We start from the raw sequence: 14,595 nt of genomic DNA, 5'->3' as shown, positions 1-14,595 counted from the left end.
ACCGGTCTGTGCCACGACTGGCTGGTCGTCCCGGAGACCGACACTCCCTGACATGATGTAGCAACGCTACAGTACCATCTGTACTGAAGGTTTCGGGTCGAATTTTATTACTGATAATTAGAGGGGTAGCGGCAACCTGTGACCGGGCGACGCGCGGCACTCAGTCGAGAAACGCTTCGATCCGGTCCATCGCCGTCTTCAGGTCCGCCATGCCGGTCGCGTACGACACCCGCAGGTGGCCCTCGGCACCGGCGCCGAAGGCATTACCCGGGACGACCGCGACGCCCTGGTCTTCGAGCAGCGCCTCGGCGAACGCCTCGGCGTCGTCCCACGGACACTCGGGGAACGCGTAGAACGCGCCCGCCGCGGGGAAACAGTCCAGCCCCATCTCGGCGAACCGCGAGAGGATGAACTTCCGTCGGCGGTTGTACTGGGTCGCCATCTCGGTGACCTCCGCCCGGCAGTTGTCCAAGGCCTCGATCGCTGCGTGTTGTGCCGTCGTCGGCGCCGACAACATCGTGTACTGGTGGATGCGGTTCATCGCCGTGATCGCCTCGGGCGGCGCCATCGCGTACCCCAGTCGGAAGCCGGTCATCGCGAACGCCTTCGAGAAGCCGTTGAACACGACCGTCCGCTCGCGCATCCCCGGCAGCGTCGCGATGGAGGTGTGGTCGTGTTCGTAGGTCAGATCGGCGTAGATCTCGTCGGCGAAGACGAGCAGGTCGTGTTCGCGACAGAACGCCGCGACCTCCTGCAGTTCGTCTCCGGTCATCGTCGCCCCAGTGGGGTTGTTCGGGTAGCAGTAGATGAGCGCCTCGGCGTCGGCCGCACCCGAGGCCTCCAGCACCTCGCGAGTGAGTTTGAACTCGTCTTCGACGCGCGTCGGGACATCGATGACTTCGCCGCCGGCGAATGTCACTCCCGGGACGTAGGAGACGTAACACGGTTGTGCGACCGCGACGGCGTCTCCCGGGTCCAGCAACGCTCGGAACGCCAGATCGATCCCCTCGCTGGCACCGGCGGTCACCAGGATCTCCTCGTCGGGGTCGTAGGTGAGGGCGTGTTCGGCCGCCTCGTAGTCGGCGATCCGCTCGCGGAGTTCACGCTTGCCGCGGTTTGCCGTGTAGGACGTTTTCCCCTGTTCGAGCGAGGCGATCGCCGCCTCACGGGCCGCCCAGGGTGCCGAGAAGTCGGGTTCACCGACCCCCAGCGAGATGATGTCGTCCATCTCCTCGGCCAACTCGAAGAACCGTCGGATTCCCGACGGCGGCACCGACTCGACGCGGGCGGACGGCTCGAAGGTCATGGCGAGACCGAGAGTCGATCGTCGTCGTCCCGGTCGTCGAAGCGCACCCCTCGCTCCTTGTAGGAGTCCATCACGTAGTGGGTGACCGTCTGGGTGATCTCCGGGATGGGGGCGATCTTGTTGCTGATGAAGTGTGATACTTCACGCATTGAGTCGCCCTCGACCTCCAGATCGAAGTCGTAGTCGCCGCTGATCAACCGCAGCGAGGTCACCTCGGGGAACTTGGCGATCCGGTCGGCGATGTCGGCGTAACTGGTCTCCCGGTCGAGGGTGACGTTGAGTTCGACGGTCGCGCGGACCCGCTCCTCGTCGGTCTCGACCGCCTCCCAGTCGACGACAGCCTGGTAGCCACGGATGACGCCGGCCTCCTCTAGTTCCTCGATGGCCGACTCGATCTCGTCGGCCGACTGGCCGGTCATGTGGGCGATGTCTTCGGTGGTGTACCGGGCGTTCTCCCGGAGGAGTTCGAGAATCTCTCGGCGGCTACTCATACAGAGACGGCGGGCGGTGGCGGACAAAAACCTTGCTCCGTCGTGTGAATGCCTGTCAGACACGGCGTCTCGCCCACAGCCGCGAGGATGACGGAGGCTTTACCACGGTGGCGTCCATCGACACCGACGATGTACGACAAGGGCACACAGCGCCCTGATACCGATTCCGGGTGGGCACACGTCGCACGCCACGACGAGTCAGCAGCCGTCATCGACGCCGCGCTCCGACTGGACCCAGAGGAAGCGTACACCAAGACCGAACTCAGCGATGCCGCCGGCGTCCCGTTGAAGACGCTGTACCTCGACGGGACCCTGGAGGATATCGTCGACATCGGCCTCCTGACGAAAGACGACCCGGAGGGCGAAGAGGCGACGTTCTCCGTCGACACCGACAGCGAGGTGTACCAGGCGGCGAGCGCATTCGACGACGCCGTCGTCAAGCACCTCCAGACAGGAAACTGAGAGCGGGGTGAACGGCGACGGGTTTCACCGCTGGCCGGCCAGTGACGACCCCGCGGTCCCGAACTCACAGTCGCGGCTGAGCGTCGGAGTCGTGTCGATCGGTCTCGGCAGACTGGTGCCGGCCTGACCGCCGGTGTCCTCCGGTCGGACCCACCCTGGCGTGGTACCGGACCCCAGCGACTCCGGAGCCACGCGGTTTTTGACGCCGACGCCCGTAGCCGGACCCACCATGGTCGAACTCGATTCCGACTCGGACGTACTCCAGCACGGCGACGCCCCACCGGACTTCGAACTGCTCGATACCGACGGCGAGCCCCGGTCGCTTGCCGACTTCGCCGATCGCGAGGCGCTGCTGGTCGTGTTCACCTGTAACCACTGCCCGTACGCGAAAGCGAAGTTCGACGAACTCAACCGCCTGGCCGCGGCGTACGACGACCTCGCGGTCGTGGGGATCAACTCCAACGACCCAGAACAGTACCCCGAGGACTCCTTCGAGCGGATGCAGGACCTGGTCGAGGACGGGACGATCGACTACGACGCGTATCTCTTCGACGAGGACCAGACTGTCGCGGCGGCCTACGGCGCTCGGTGTACGCCCGATCCGTTCCTGTTCGACAACGACGACGGCACTTTCCGACTGGCCTACCACGGCCGGCTGGACGACGCGACGAACCCCGACGACGAACCCACGGAGCGCGAGATGGCCGGCCACGTCGAGACGTTGCTCGCCGGCGAGGAGATCACCGCCTCCGAACGCCCCTCCCGTGGCTGTTCGATCAAGTGGCGCGAGGGCAACGAGCCCGAGTACTGGGATGCGTAGGCCGGCGCGACGGCCCGGAGTGCGGAGCGAGGCTAGGGACGGCGCTTCTCAGTGGTCGAGCGTCGGCCGTTCGATCCGGTCGCCGACGTCGGGATCGATCCCGCCCTCGCGGGCGGACTCGACGATCGCGTCGTGTGCGACCCCACAGCGCTCGACGACGTCGTCGGGTCCGAAGACGCCGACGACGTGGTCGGTCTCGACGAGGTACTCCGCGACGGCGAGCGTGTAGGTCGCCTCGGGGTCGATCGGTTCGCCGTCGACGGTCGCCGACCGGAGTTCGTCGGCTTCGTCGTCGAAGACGATACGAGCGCCGCTGAGGTGGCTGCAGAACCGCCGCGGGAACGCGTCGTTGTGTGCACCGACCGGGACCGCAGCCAGCGCCGAACGCAGCCGTTCCCCGGAGAGTTCGACCAGCGTCAGATCGTCCCGGTACGGGGCGAGTCCGATCAGGTCCGCGACGGTCACCTCCCCGGCCAGCGGGTCGCCCGACCTGAGCGCGCCGGTCGGGCTGATGGCGACGTCGGCCCCGGCGCGCCAGCGGAGCGCGTCGGTGACGAAGTTCCCCGCCCGGCTCTCGGCGACCGTGACGGCCTCCTCGGTCAGTTCGATCGGTTCGGCGACGGTCGCGACCACCTCGTCCAGACCGGTCGTCGCGAGGCGGTCCGCGAGCGTCGCCGCGAGCCCGTCGTGGCGGTGGTCGTCACCGATCTCGTGGACGGCCACCTCGGTACCCGTTCCCAACTGGACCACGGAGACGTACCGTGCAGCACGACCCGGCCGGACGACGACGGTGTCGGCGACCGTCTCGACGTGGACGTCGTGGACGTGCCCGCCCAGAACAGCGTCTACGTCGGTCTCGCGGGCGATACGGCTGTCGCCTTCGCCACAGTGGGAGGCGACGACGACGAAGTCCACATCGCGCTCGCGGAGCGTAGCGGCCGACTCCCGGACGGCAGGGACCGGATCGTGGAAGTCGACGGCGTCGGCGGCGGGATTGATCTCGTCGGTCTCGGGATGAGCGACCCCGACGACGCCGACGCGGTACTGTTCGGTCTCGACGACCGTGTGTGGAACCGTCTCGGCGGCGGCGAAGCGCTCGCCGTCGAGGGTCGCGTTCGCACAGAGCCAGCTCTGTGGTGCCGACCCGGCCAGTTCGCGGGCCGTCTCGACGCCGAAATCGAAGTCGTGGTTCCCGAAGGTATCGACGTCGGGCTCGACCGCCTCGAAGAACTCCAGTGCGATCCGGCCGTCGGTCGCAAGCGGGAGCGCCCCCGGCGCGGTGTTGTCCCCGGTACCGACGACGACGGTGTCGGCACCGCGGCGTTCGTCGATCGCGCCGGCCAGGCGCGCGCATCGCTCGGGGTCGTCGAGTGCCGTCTCGATATCGGAGTAGTGGAGGAGGGTCAGAGACACTGCCGATAGATGCGCCAGCACGGGTATGAATCCGTCGGAACTGCGGACGCGCCGAACCGCTCGGGAGCACGAGACGGGACGACAGCACGGACGTATCGGCCACGCTTGCCGGACAGCCAGTCCCGCGGTCGTGCCCCATCGTTTTGTACGGGCCTCACGAGGACTCTGATGTGAGTCGCCCACTCGGGTATCTGTCGCTCGTCCTCGCACTGTGTTGCAGTGCCGGTATCGCCGCAGTCCAGCGGTTCGGAGTCGGGGGCACCGTCGAGGGGATCGCCGTCTCGTTCGTCCTCGTGCGGGGCCTCTCGATACTGGCTGTCGTCTTCGTTACCTACGGCTGCTATCGGCTGGCGCTGACGGCCTTCGATCGTCATACGCCGGACAAGCGCCGGCGCCACGACGCGAAGAACGTCTTTCGACTCGCGTTCGGGGTCGCCGGCGTCGCCGCGGCACTCGGCGTCGTCACCGAGCAGTGGTTGGGCCTGCTGTTCTCGCTGGGCGTCGTCGGGTTCGCGGTGACGTTCGCACTTCAGCAACCCCTGTTCTCGCTGATCGGCTGGCTGTACATCATGATCAAGCGACCCTACCAGGTCGGGGACCGTGTCGCCATCGAGTCCTCGAAAGGCGACGTGGTCGAGGTGTCGTTCCTGGTGACGACACTCTGGGAGATCAACGGCGAACTCGTCTCCTCGAACCAGCCTTCCGGCCGGATCATCACGCTGCCGAACAGCGTGGTCCTCTCCTCGCACGTCAAGAACTACACCCGCGAGGAGTTCCCCTACATCTGGAACGAACTCACGATCCAGGTGGCCTACGAGACGGAACTGGACTACGCGACCGCGACGATGCAGCGGGAAGCCGACGAGTTCCTGGGCGACGAAATGGCCGCACGAATCCAGCGCTACCGCGAGCGACTGGCCGAGACGCCCGTGGAACTGGAAGTGCGGGATCGACCGACTGTCAACGTGGTACAGGAGGAGTCCTGGGTCGAACTGCGCTTGCGGTATCTCGTCCACCCGAAACGGGGACAGCGGGTCCGAAACGAACTGTACGAGCGGATCCTGGGGGCGTTCAACGACGACCCCGACCGGATCAAGTTCCCGATCGGCCGGAACCGCTGACGACGGTCGGCGTACCGGTTTCTCGTGAGCCAACACGAAGCGTTTGCGACGTTCGGCGCGTCCATCGACTGCGGAATGGAGTGACCGAAGAAGATGGACTCGCCGGGATTTGAACCCGGGGCCTCTCCCATGCCAAGGGAGTGATCTACCCCTGATCTACGAGCCCTCGCATCCCAGGATATCCTGGCACGGCAATTAAACCCATCGAAGTGATCGGGGTATCAGGGAGAGTAGCACGCAACCTCGCGCCCGAAACGTCCAATTATCAATTGTAAGATCACGGCCAGAATAGCTAAATCAGGGGGGCCTCTTGTTCGCTACAACCGTTTGCAGCGTCCCGACAGTTGATTGGTCATCACCGGTCGTGGACATACTTCGGGGTCTGAAACATGAAGCAGGGTCAAATACACTGGGTTCTCCGATGAGTCGTGGACAGACGACGCTCGATTTCGCAGTCGGAATCAGCCTCTTCCTCGCCATCGTTCTCTTCGTCTACCTGTTCGTTCCAGGGATCCTGACGACGTTTACCGACGGGACGCCGTCGGAGACAGTCACGGCCAACCGCGTCGCCGACGACCTGGCACTTGGCCTGTTGGGGTCGCCGTCGGAGCCCAACGTCTGGGACCGGGAGTGTGCCGTCGCGTTCTTCGACGGCACGACACCGGGTGGCTGTCACTTCGCCGGCTCGACGACGAACGAACGCGTGGGGATCGCTCCCCGGGAGAACGTCAACGTCACGGTCATCGGTAACGTCTCGGCCGACCCCGATCCGGGATCGGACCGCCTGTGTTGGGACGACAGCGCCGCTGCGCTCGCCGAGACCGACAGCGGCTGTACCGGGACGAACGACGTGACGCTCGCCGCTGGCGACCAGGCACCGAAGACGAACGCCGACTCGGTGACGGCGACGCGGGTCGTCTCACTCCACGGTGAAGCAGTCACCGTCGAAGTGGTGATGTGGTAACATGCGCGGACAAGCACATACGCTGGAAGCGGTCGTCGCGGGCCTGCTACTGTTGAGCAGTATCATCTTCGCGCTCCAGACGACTGCAGTGACGCCGCTGTCGGCGAGTACGTCCAGCCAGCATATCGAGAACCAGCAGCGGTCGGTCACCAACGGCATCCTGTCGGCTGCTGCCGAGGAAGGGGCGCTGAAATCGACGGTCCTCTTCTGGAACAACTCCTCGGAGCGGTTCCACGGGACGAGCGACATCGGATACTACACCAACGGCCCGCCGAACACGACCTTCGGGCGGATGCTCTCGCGTTCGTTCGACGACCGGAGCATCTCGTACAACGTCCGGATCGTCTTCCAGAAACCGGACGGCGAGTCGCTCCGACGACCACTGGTCGATCAGGGGGTTCCGAGCGACAACGCCGTCGTGACGAGTCGGACCGTCACGATCACCGACGACGACCCGCTGTACTCGGCCAGCGAGGAACCGATTCCGGGATCGGGCGTGACCAACGCGACGAGTTTCTACATGCAGGACACCGGTGGGAACGTCTACAACGTCGTCCGTGTGGAGGTGATCACGTGGCGGATCTGAGCGACGACCGCGGCCAGATCATCCTGATCGCGGCGTTCGCGCTGGCGGTGACGTTCATCGCGCTTGCGTTGGTGGTCAACGCGGCGATCTTCACCGAGAACCTCGCGAGCCGCGGGGAGACAGCGGGGAGCGACGACGCGTTACTACTCCGTCACAGCGTCGAGCAGTCCGTCGGCCGTGCCGTGACCAACGCGAACACGTACAACAGCTCCACAGAGCCGGCTCTCAACAGCAGTGTCGCCACGAGTGTCGACAACGTCTCCCAGGCAGTTACGAGACAGCAGTCGGTCAGTGGACGGATCGTCACCGTCTCGGGGCCGGCATACACACACGGGACACGGATCGTCGACAACGCCAGTGGTGGTTCGGAGTTCAGAGGCGCGGCTTCGACGGACAACTGGACCGTCGCTACCGGTGTCAACGCCCGGGCGTACACGATGCGGATATACGACGCCAATACTGCCGGTGGTGCCAACTTCGGCGGGACGAAGACCGACGAGTTCCGGCTGAACGTCACCGACGGGTCGGATACCTGGCGAGTCAACGTCACCGAACAGGCCTCCGGTGACATTGCGGTCGGCGTCAGAGAGTTCGGCGGCGAGTCTGGCGTCTGTACCGCATCGCCGACCGGCGGTCCCGTCGACATCGATCTCACGGGCGGTCGCGTCGGCGGCGAACCGTGCGCGCCGCTCGCGTTCGGCGAGGGCGTCGGTAGCGGGTACGACATCGAGTACAACAACAGCCACCTCGTCAGCGGGAACTACTCGCTGGTCGTCGACCAGGACGAGTACACGAACGGGAACCTGACGAGTGGCATCGGGACGGACGATCCCGGCACTCGACACGGGATCTACGCGGTCACTGTCACCTACCGCTACGACGGCTCGTCGATAACCTACGAGACCGAGGTCCGGGTCGCACCGGGTGAGCCGGCATGACCGACCGCGCAGTCTCGTCGACGCTCAACTACGTGTTGAGTATCGCGATCGCGTCGCTGCTGGTGACGGGACTGTTGTTCTCGGGGACCAGCTTCGTCGAGGGCCAGCAGGAGCAGGTCGTCCGCTCGGAACTGCGTGTCATCGGCGAGCAGATCAACGCCGACCTCCAGCGGGCGGACCGACTCGTCGTCGCCGGTGACGGATCGACGACGGTCCGGATCGAGCAGACGTTCCCGGAGCGCCTTACCGGCCGGACCTACGACATCGAACTCGATCCCGCGAGCCAGCAGTTGGTCCTCTCGATGAACAACCCCGACATCGTGGTGACGCTCCCCGTGGACCTCCGGACGTCGCTGTCGTCCTCGACCGTCGACGGGGGAGCCGTCACGGTCAGGAACACCACCAGCGGTGACCTGGAGGTGTCCAATGGCTGATCGGGGCGCGAGTGAGGTGCTGAGCTTCACGCTGGTGTTTGTGATCATCCTGACCTCGATCGTGTTCGTCTCCGTCTCGGGCGTCCAGACGCTTCAGGACGCTCGCGACGCCGAGCAACTCAACAACGCCGAGCGCGCCTTCGACGTCCTCTCGGAGAACATGGCCGACATCTACCAGCGGGGCGCGCCGAGCCGGGCGACCGAGATCAGTCTCCAGGGAGTAGAGTTGTACACGGGCGACAACGTGACGATCAACGTTACCGCGACCGACGGGCCAAGCGGTGACGTCACCGTCACGCGTGCGGTCCGTCCGCTCGTCTACGAGGCCGGCGACGACCGCCGACTCGTCTACGAGGGCGGCGCGGTGTTCCGGACGCAACGTGACGGCGGACTCGTCGTCCGGGACCCGCCCCTCGTCGTCCAGTCCGACCGCGTGTTGGTCCCGATCGTGGCGACGGTGTCCCCGGGGCGGACGAGCGTTGGCGGATCGACGGCGCTGGTGCGGGCCGATATGGTCGAGACGACGGTCCCTATCGCCGAGACGGACGACAGCAGTAGTGACGACGACTACGACGAGGTCTACGTCAACGTCACGTCGCCCCGGCGGAACCACTGGGAGACCGCACTGGAGGCCGAAGGGTTCAGCAACTGCATCCAGGGGACCGACGCCAGCGACGACCCGTTCGTCAGATGTACTCTCGGCAGCGGTAGTTCACTGGAACGGCTCCTCGTTCCGGCCTACGACATCGCTCTCGACATCGAGCGGTAAGCCGGAAGGCTCGATCGGTGACTCGGCAGTCGGCCGGTTCACGTCGTCCCCGGAGACGGAGGCAAAAACGTCGGAGCCGACCCGTAAACGCCGATCTCAGCTGGTGACGTTGACGCGGTTGGTCGAGATATGCAGGTACGTGACCCGGACGACGTCGTCACCGCGAGTCAGGGTCTGTTTCTCACGGAGTGCTTCGTCGTAGTGGATCGACCCTTTGTTGATCGTCGTCGTCCCGGTGACCAACCCACCGTACACTTCGCCGAAGTCGAGGTTCACGTCGCCGGTCCCGCCGTTGCCCGGCGGCGCGTAGATGACGCCGACGTACTTGGCGGGGTCGCTCCCGCCGCCGCCGGAGCCGATCCGGCCCGTGAAGTTGGCCTGGCCGAAGATACGGAACTGGTTCGCGTCGTCGCCGGCGTTGGTGATCGCCGAATCCTTGTCTAAGTAGAGGTCTTCGGTGTGTGGGCCGGCGCCTTCGACGTAGACGAACACCACGCCGTCGCCCAGCACCTCGATGTCGCTGTCGACGAGGTGGATGTACTCCCGCACCGAGAGCGTGACGTTCCCGCTCGTCGTATCGAAGTAGATCTCCTTGCCGGAGGCGTCGATCCGGTCCAGATAGTAGTTACCCGGCCCGATAGTGACCTCGTCGGACGGGCCCGCGGCGCCGTAATCGAGCGTGTCACCGGAGATACTACTCGTTCCCCCGTTGCCGTTGCTGTCGTCGGCCTCCTCGACTGTACTCCGGATGAGATAATCGAGCGCGCCGCGCTTCTGGATTCCGTCGATCTGGTTGACGGTCCCGCTCGCCGTCGTGATCCTGGACTGACAGTCGGCGATGCTCGGCTGGCAGGCCGTCGTGTAGTTGATGTCGCCGCCGACGTCGGGTTTACCGCCGCCGTTGCCGACCTTGACGGTCCCGCCCGAGACCAGCGAGCCGTAGAAGTTGTCGCCACCGGACCCGCTGCTGATGTCGATATCGTTCCCGTAGATGACGTCACCCTTGTTGCCCGGCGTCTGGCTACAGTAGTCGTCGCTCGTCCCCGAGGAGTTGTAGCTGTCAGTGTAGGTGTCGGCCCGACAGACGCTCTTTGCCGCACCGTTGACCTCGAAGGTCCCGCTGGCGGCCAGGCTCGCGGCCGCCGAGTTGACGTCGCTGGCCTGTAGCGGCGTGACGAGGTCGACGGTCACGCGGCTGTTGGGATGATCGTAGCTGACGTTGCCCGTCGTCCGCTGCTCGAAGAAGGTCCCCCAGGCCCGGTAGTAGTCGCTCTGGACGGTCACCTCGACCTCGCTGCGCTCCAGCGGGTTCGTGAAGTTACCGTTGGTCGACTCGTTGGGGAAGTACGCCTGGGACGTGTTGCGGCTGATGACGGCTCGGCCGTCGATCGATTCGTCACCCGAGACAGTCACTAGCGGGAGTGTCAGCGTCGCCTCCCGGTAGTGGAACTCCGGCGGCGACACCATCACGGCGTTGTTCTCGCCGTCGGATCGCCAGACTCCCCCGCCCTGATAGGCGATCTCACGGTCGTCGTTGTCGTAGACGATCGCACCCATCGACTCGTTCATGATCGTCGTCGACCCCCCACCGGTGAGGTTCGTGTAGGTGACGTCCATCCAGCCGGTGTTCTCCGCGACGCGATAGCTGTCGCCCGACGACGTGGCGAGTGACACTTCCTGGACCTGGGAGTTCCCGAGGGCGACCATCGCCGCCTGCGAGTCCAGTTGCGTCATCGACTTCTCGGCACGCTCTATCGACAGTTGATTCTGTGTCGAGCCGAACGCTTCCGCTCCGAGTGCGACTGTCAGCGCGGTGCCGCTGACGACGATCGCGAGGATGAGAATGACACCGAGCGGACTGCTCTGGCCCCGCTTCCCGATTCCTGGTGGGTTGCTCACCATACCTCACGCTCCGTCGACGCTGTGTCGGTCGTGCTGTCCCGACAACCGCCCACAGCGACCCGCTCTCGTGACCCCATTGTCCTGACTCGTGTTCGCGTATGGATACTCCTACCTATCCAGTTTTCACATATGATATTTGTGGCCGATCCGTCGCGCCGACAGGTTCGTTCGCTGTCCGCCGACGGCCGGCCCGGTCCCACCACTCCCGTCGTCGCTTGTCCCGGGACAGTCTGTTCGAAGCGAGTAGTAACCGTTATACGCGTCGGTAGACCAACGTCGGACGGGAACAGCACGACCGCAAATCTGACACGCCGTGGGCTTCCACGGCTCGGGATTGCGGCCGTGTTCGGCACCGGACGGTGCCAATACGCCTCGCGACCGGTAGCGACGAGCGGTTCGTGCAGTTCCAACACAACTATGGCACGAATGCATACACGCCGCCGTGGCTCGTCCGACTCGGACAAGCCGGCGGCAGACGAACCCCCGGAGTGGAGCGACGTCGACGCCGATGCCATCGAGGATCGCGTTGTCGAACTCGCCGAACAGGGCCACTCGCCCAGCGAGATCGGCCTGAAACTGCGCGACGAGGGCGTCCAGGGCACTCCCGTCCCGAACGTCAAACTCGCGACCGGCAAGAAGGTCACCGAGATCCTGGAGGACAACGAGGCCGAACCGGAGTTCCCCGAGGACCTCCGGAGCCTCCTCGAACGGGCCGTGCGCCTCCGTGACCACATGGACGAGAACCCGACGGACTACCAGAACAAGCGTGCGCTCCAGAACACGCAGTCGAAGATCCGCCGGCTCATCGACTACTACCGCGGTGACGAGATCGACGAGGAGTTCACCTACAGCTACGACAACGCCGTCGAAGCCCTCGGACTGGAGTAACCACGATGTCGACGACCGGTCGGGACGACGCGTCGGCCACCATCCCGAGTGATATCGCCACGGCGCTCGCCGACGCGACGTTCGTCCGTCTCGTCAGCGGCGTCACCGGCGATGCGCTCGCCGGTACCGGTGTGCTGGCGCGGGCACTGGCCGACGGCGGGACGCCGTTCCAGGCAAGCGCCGTCGGCCCCTTCGCCGACCCCGACCGGTCGACCGACGCCGACGTCACCGTCGCACTCGGCCGCCAGTACACGGCTGCGGATCACACCGTCCGCGATCGGATCGCGCCGACGGCCTTCGAGGCCGCCCGCGAACTCGGCGTGACCGCCAGCCCGACGCTGGCGCTTGCCGGGACGATCGCGGCCGGCGACACCGACAGCCGAATCGCCGAAGCCGCCGAGCAGGCCGGCGTGACCCGCCGACCGGGCGTCGCCGTCCCGGCGACGGACCTGGCCGACGGGCTGGCCCACTCGACGCTGCTCTCGGCTCCCTTCTCGGGTGACTCCGACGCGGCACGGGCCGCGCTGGCGTCGCTCGACCTCCCGGACGACCTGAGCGAGGACGACCACCGGCGCGTCGCCTCGCTTACCGCACTCGCCGTCACCGACGCCGAAGACGCCTCGCCACGCGCCGCCGAGGCCGTCCAGCGGGCGCTCCGACCCTACGTCGGCGGCCCCTTCGAGACGGTCGGCGGCTACGCGGACGTGCTCGATACTGTCGGGCGGGAACAGCCAGGTACCGCCGTCGCGCTCGCGCTCGGGCACGACGGGGTCCGCGAGGACGCAGTGGCCGCCTGGCGCCGTCACGCGAACCGTGCTCACGAGGCCGTCCAGACGGTCACGACCGGCCGCTACGAGGGCCTCTTCGTCGCCCGCGGCGACGAGATGCCGATCGGAACCGTCGCCCGACTGCTCTCGCAGTACCGCTCGCCCGAGCCCGTAACGCTGGTCGTCACCGACGGCCACGCCGCTGCTCGGGCGACGGACGGCCGTGACGTCGCTGCCGCGATGGACGCGGCGGCGGCCACAGTCGACGGCGAGGCGGTCGGGACGACGACCCGTGCGCGGGCACGGTTCGACGTGTCGACGGCCGACCTCATCGAAGCGTTCCGGGAGGCAGTATGAACGACGCCGAGATCCGTACGACCCACGGCACGCCCGCGGTCGCAGAACGGATCGCGGCCGCGCTCCGGCCGGACAACACCGACGAGATGCGGACACGCGTCGAGGGCGACACCGTAGTGACCACCATCGATCGGGAGTCGATCGGTGGCCTCCAGGCGACCGTCGACGACTACGTCGTCAACCTCCGGGTTGCAGCACAGCTTTCCGACCAACCGACACACGACACAAACCATGAGTGAACGAAGCGTCTCCAAGCGCAAACAGCAGAAACGGTGGTACACCGTCTACGCTCCCGAGCAGTTCGACCGGGAGGTACTCGGTGAGACCACAGCAGACGAACCGGACAAGGTGCTCGGTCGCACCATCGAGACCACGCTGGGCGAACTCCAGAACGACGCCAGCGAGAACAACACGAAGCTGACCTTCAAGATCAACGAGGTCGCCTCGGACTCGGCGTACACCGAGTTCACCAAACACGAGCTCACGCGGGACTACCTGCGCTCGCTCGTGCGCCGTGGCTCCTCGAAGGTCGAGGCCTTCATCACCGTACTGACCACGGACGACTACCGTGTCCAGATCCAGCCGGTCGCTGTCACGACCAAGAAGGCCGACGCCTCCCAGGAGAAGGCGATCCGCCGCACGATGATCGACCTCGTCGAGGAGACGGCCAAAGACCGGACCTTCGAAGAGGTCATCGACAGCGTCGTCGAAGGCCGTCTCTCCTCGGCCATCTACGGCGAGGCGAAGGACATCTACCCCCTGCGCCGCGTCGAGATCCAGAAGACGACGCTGGAAGCCCGGCCCGAGGAAGTCGCAGCCGAAGAGGAAACCTCCGTCGACGTCGACGAGGAAGACGTCGAAGTCGAGAGCTAATCCGCCCGAACACACTTTTTCGTCGCGCCGCTTCGAAGTGGCGACGCCGGCTATCCCGTCGTCGTGCTGGGGTCGTCAGTGACGACGACGGTTCCGACCATCCCGCCCCGTTCGTGGGGGATACAGAAGTACGGGTACTCCCCGCGGATCTCGAAGGTGTGGCTGTAGCTCTGGCCCTCGAAGAGGGTCCCGCCGTCGCCTGCACCCCACGCTTCCCGGGCGCTCTCCTCATCGTCGAAGCCGCCGGAGGCCCAGTAATCGGCCCCCTCAGGAAGGCCGGACTCGTAGGCCGTCACGGAGTGGCCCTGCTTGCTCGTGTTGCGCCAGACCACCTCCGTCCCCGGCGCGACCTCGATCGTCTCTGGGCGGAACGCTCTGGCGGACATTCCGACGTCGTACTCGGCGCTCGTGCCGCTAGTGCCGATACACCCGGCGAGGCCAGCTACTGTGACCGCGCCGACAGCCCGGAGGTAGGCCCGTCGCTCCATGGTCGCGTTCGGGACT

The 14,595-nt window shown here is 65.9% G+C and carries 18 protein-coding genes and 1 tRNA gene; 12 read left to right on the top strand and 7 right to left on the bottom strand.

Annotated elements, in window-relative coordinates; genetic code table 11:
* Positions 1–160 precede the first annotated feature (160 nt).
* Both P0204_RS06190 and P0204_RS06185 read right to left on the bottom strand, forming a co-directional pair.
* Positions 161–1,306, bottom strand: coding sequence for a pyridoxal phosphate-dependent aminotransferase (locus P0204_RS06190; RefSeq protein WP_276222604.1), 1,146 nt, complete (start codon positions 1,304–1,306; stop codon positions 161–163).
* On the bottom strand, positions 1,303–1,797 hold the full coding sequence (locus P0204_RS06185) for an Lrp/AsnC family transcriptional regulator (RefSeq protein WP_276222602.1): 495 nt from the start codon (positions 1,795–1,797) through the stop codon (positions 1,303–1,305). The genes P0204_RS06190 and P0204_RS06185 overlap by 4 nt, the downstream gene beginning before the upstream one ends.
* Before the next feature lie 129 nt (positions 1,798–1,926).
* On the opposite strand from P0204_RS06185, the gene P0204_RS06180 reads away from it, so the two are divergent.
* Entirely contained in the window at positions 1,927–2,259 is a 333-nt protein-coding gene (locus P0204_RS06180) for a hypothetical protein (protein WP_276222600.1), read from the top strand.
* Between the two features lie 24 nt (positions 2,260–2,283).
* Here P0204_RS06180 and P0204_RS06175 read toward each other — a convergent pair whose 3' ends face one another.
* A complete protein-coding gene (locus P0204_RS06175) occupies positions 2,284–2,490 on the bottom strand; it encodes a hypothetical protein (RefSeq protein ID WP_276222599.1) in 207 nt (68 codons plus the stop codon).
* Here P0204_RS06175 and P0204_RS06170 point away from each other — a divergent pair.
* A complete protein-coding gene (locus tag P0204_RS06170; protein ID WP_276222598.1) occupies positions 2,489–3,079 on the top strand; it encodes a thioredoxin family protein in 591 nt (196 codons plus the stop codon). The two genes, P0204_RS06175 and P0204_RS06170, sit on opposite strands and share 2 nt — an antisense overlap.
* 48 nt (positions 3,080–3,127) lie before the next feature.
* On the opposite strand, the gene P0204_RS06165 is transcribed toward P0204_RS06170, so the two are convergent.
* The gene (locus tag P0204_RS06165; RefSeq protein ID WP_276222596.1) at positions 3,128–4,492 is read right to left on the bottom strand and encodes a bifunctional metallophosphatase/5'-nucleotidase; all 1,365 of its coding nucleotides are present in this window, start codon (positions 4,490–4,492) and stop codon (positions 3,128–3,130) included.
* A 170-nt stretch (positions 4,493–4,662) separates the two neighbouring features.
* Here P0204_RS06165 and P0204_RS06160 point away from each other — a divergent pair, with 170 nt between their 5' ends.
* Positions 4,663–5,613: a mechanosensitive ion channel family protein gene (locus P0204_RS06160; RefSeq protein ID WP_276222594.1), complete on the top strand. Its 951-nt coding sequence runs from the start codon at positions 4,663–4,665 to the stop codon at positions 5,611–5,613.
* A gap of 94 nt (positions 5,614–5,707) precedes the next feature.
* Here the strand turns inward: P0204_RS06160 and P0204_RS06155 are convergent.
* Positions 5,708–5,779 (bottom strand) — tRNA-Ala (locus tag P0204_RS06155).
* A gap of 255 nt (positions 5,780–6,034) precedes the next feature.
* Between P0204_RS06155 and P0204_RS06150 the strand changes: the two genes are divergently transcribed.
* The 5 genes from P0204_RS06150 to P0204_RS06130 are packed head-to-tail and all read left to right on the top strand — an operon-like array spanning position 6,035 to position 9,304.
* Entirely contained in the window at positions 6,035–6,577 is a 543-nt protein-coding gene (locus tag P0204_RS06150) for a DUF7287 family protein (protein WP_276222592.1), read from the top strand.
* Position 6,578: 1 nt separating this feature from the next.
* Positions 6,579–7,163: a DUF7288 family protein gene (locus P0204_RS06145; protein WP_276222590.1), complete on the top strand. Its 585-nt coding sequence runs from the start codon at positions 6,579–6,581 to the stop codon at positions 7,161–7,163.
* Positions 7,151–8,101 (top strand): DUF7261 family protein, encoded by a 951-nt coding sequence (locus P0204_RS06140; protein WP_276222589.1) that lies wholly within the window; start codon positions 7,151–7,153, stop codon positions 8,099–8,101. The genes P0204_RS06145 and P0204_RS06140 overlap by 13 nt, the downstream gene beginning before the upstream one ends.
* Complete coding sequence (locus P0204_RS06135; RefSeq protein ID WP_276222587.1) at positions 8,098–8,535, top strand: DUF7266 family protein; 438 nt, start codon at positions 8,098–8,100, stop codon at positions 8,533–8,535. Before P0204_RS06140 ends, P0204_RS06135 begins: the two co-directional genes overlap by 4 nt.
* Positions 8,528–9,304, top strand: a complete 777-nt coding sequence (locus tag P0204_RS06130; protein WP_276222584.1) for a DUF7289 family protein — start codon at positions 8,528–8,530, stop codon at positions 9,302–9,304. Before P0204_RS06135 ends, P0204_RS06130 begins: the two co-directional genes overlap by 8 nt.
* 96 nt (positions 9,305–9,400) lie before the next feature.
* On the opposite strand, the gene P0204_RS06125 is transcribed toward P0204_RS06130, so the two are convergent.
* Positions 9,401–11,203: a DUF7289 family protein gene (locus P0204_RS06125; RefSeq protein ID WP_276222583.1), complete on the bottom strand. Its 1,803-nt coding sequence runs from the start codon at positions 11,201–11,203 to the stop codon at positions 9,401–9,403.
* Positions 11,204–11,623: 420 nt separating this feature from the next.
* On the opposite strand from P0204_RS06125, the gene P0204_RS06120 reads away from it, so the two are divergent.
* The 4 genes from P0204_RS06120 to P0204_RS06105 are packed head-to-tail and all read left to right on the top strand — an operon-like array spanning position 11,624 to position 14,091.
* A complete protein-coding gene (locus P0204_RS06120; protein ID WP_276222582.1) occupies positions 11,624–12,094 on the top strand; it encodes a 30S ribosomal protein S15 in 471 nt (156 codons plus the stop codon).
* Positions 12,095–12,099: 5 nt separating this feature from the next.
* Positions 12,100–13,218 carry a hypothetical protein gene (locus tag P0204_RS06115; protein ID WP_276222581.1) on the top strand — a complete coding sequence of 373 codons (1,119 nt, stop codon included), beginning with the start codon at positions 12,100–12,102 and terminating at the stop codon, positions 13,216–13,218.
* Positions 13,215–13,457 carry a KEOPS complex subunit Pcc1 gene (locus P0204_RS06110; RefSeq protein ID WP_276222580.1) on the top strand — a complete coding sequence of 81 codons (243 nt, stop codon included), beginning with the start codon at positions 13,215–13,217 and terminating at the stop codon, positions 13,455–13,457. The genes P0204_RS06115 and P0204_RS06110 overlap by 4 nt, the downstream gene beginning before the upstream one ends.
* A complete protein-coding gene (locus tag P0204_RS06105) occupies positions 13,450–14,091 on the top strand; it encodes a 30S ribosomal protein S3ae (RefSeq protein WP_276222579.1) in 642 nt (213 codons plus the stop codon). Before P0204_RS06110 ends, P0204_RS06105 begins: the two co-directional genes overlap by 8 nt.
* A 50-nt stretch (positions 14,092–14,141) precedes the next feature.
* On the opposite strand, the gene P0204_RS06100 is transcribed toward P0204_RS06105, so the two are convergent.
* Positions 14,142–14,579 carry a plastocyanin/azurin family copper-binding protein gene (locus tag P0204_RS06100; RefSeq protein ID WP_276222578.1) on the bottom strand — a complete coding sequence of 146 codons (438 nt, stop codon included), beginning with the start codon at positions 14,577–14,579 and terminating at the stop codon, positions 14,142–14,144.
* Positions 14,580–14,595 lie beyond the last annotated feature (16 nt).

This window comes from Haloarcula halophila, assembly GCF_029278565.1.
Lineage (GTDB): Archaea > Halobacteriota > Halobacteria > Halobacteriales > Haloarculaceae > Haloarcula > Haloarcula halophila.
This window is presented reverse-complemented; position numbering and strand designations above follow the sequence as displayed.

What these genes read in the sequence shown, in the direction of transcription:
- P0204_RS06190 (WP_276222604.1), bottom strand. Translation starts at nt 1,306, where the DNA reads ATGACCTTCGAGCCGTCCGCCCGCGTCGAGTCGGTGCCGCCGTCGGGA.
- P0204_RS06185 (WP_276222602.1), bottom strand. Translation starts at nt 1,797, where the DNA reads ATGAGTAGCCGCCGAGAGATTCTCGAACTCCTCCGGGAGAACGCCCGG.
- P0204_RS06180 (WP_276222600.1), top strand. Translation starts at nt 1,927, where the DNA reads ATGTACGACAAGGGCACACAGCGCCCTGATACCGATTCCGGGTGGGCA.
- P0204_RS06170 (WP_276222598.1), top strand. Translation starts at nt 2,489, where the DNA reads ATGGTCGAACTCGATTCCGACTCGGACGTACTCCAGCACGGCGACGCC.
- P0204_RS06175 (WP_276222599.1), bottom strand. Translation starts at nt 2,490, where the DNA reads ATGGTGGGTCCGGCTACGGGCGTCGGCGTCAAAAACCGCGTGGCTCCG.
- P0204_RS06150 (WP_276222592.1), top strand. Translation starts at nt 6,035, where the DNA reads ATGAGTCGTGGACAGACGACGCTCGATTTCGCAGTCGGAATCAGCCTC.
- P0204_RS06145 (WP_276222590.1), top strand. Translation starts at nt 6,579, where the DNA reads ATGCGCGGACAAGCACATACGCTGGAAGCGGTCGTCGCGGGCCTGCTA.
- P0204_RS06135 (WP_276222587.1), top strand. Translation starts at nt 8,098, where the DNA reads ATGACCGACCGCGCAGTCTCGTCGACGCTCAACTACGTGTTGAGTATC.
- P0204_RS06130 (WP_276222584.1), top strand. Translation starts at nt 8,528, where the DNA reads ATGGCTGATCGGGGCGCGAGTGAGGTGCTGAGCTTCACGCTGGTGTTT.
- P0204_RS06120 (WP_276222582.1), top strand. Translation starts at nt 11,624, where the DNA reads ATGGCACGAATGCATACACGCCGCCGTGGCTCGTCCGACTCGGACAAG.
- P0204_RS06115 (WP_276222581.1), top strand. Translation starts at nt 12,100, where the DNA reads ATGTCGACGACCGGTCGGGACGACGCGTCGGCCACCATCCCGAGTGAT.
- P0204_RS06110 (WP_276222580.1), top strand. Translation starts at nt 13,215, where the DNA reads ATGAACGACGCCGAGATCCGTACGACCCACGGCACGCCCGCGGTCGCA.
- P0204_RS06105 (WP_276222579.1), top strand. Translation starts at nt 13,450, where the DNA reads ATGAGTGAACGAAGCGTCTCCAAGCGCAAACAGCAGAAACGGTGGTAC.
- P0204_RS06100 (WP_276222578.1), bottom strand. Translation starts at nt 14,579, where the DNA reads ATGGAGCGACGGGCCTACCTCCGGGCTGTCGGCGCGGTCACAGTAGCT.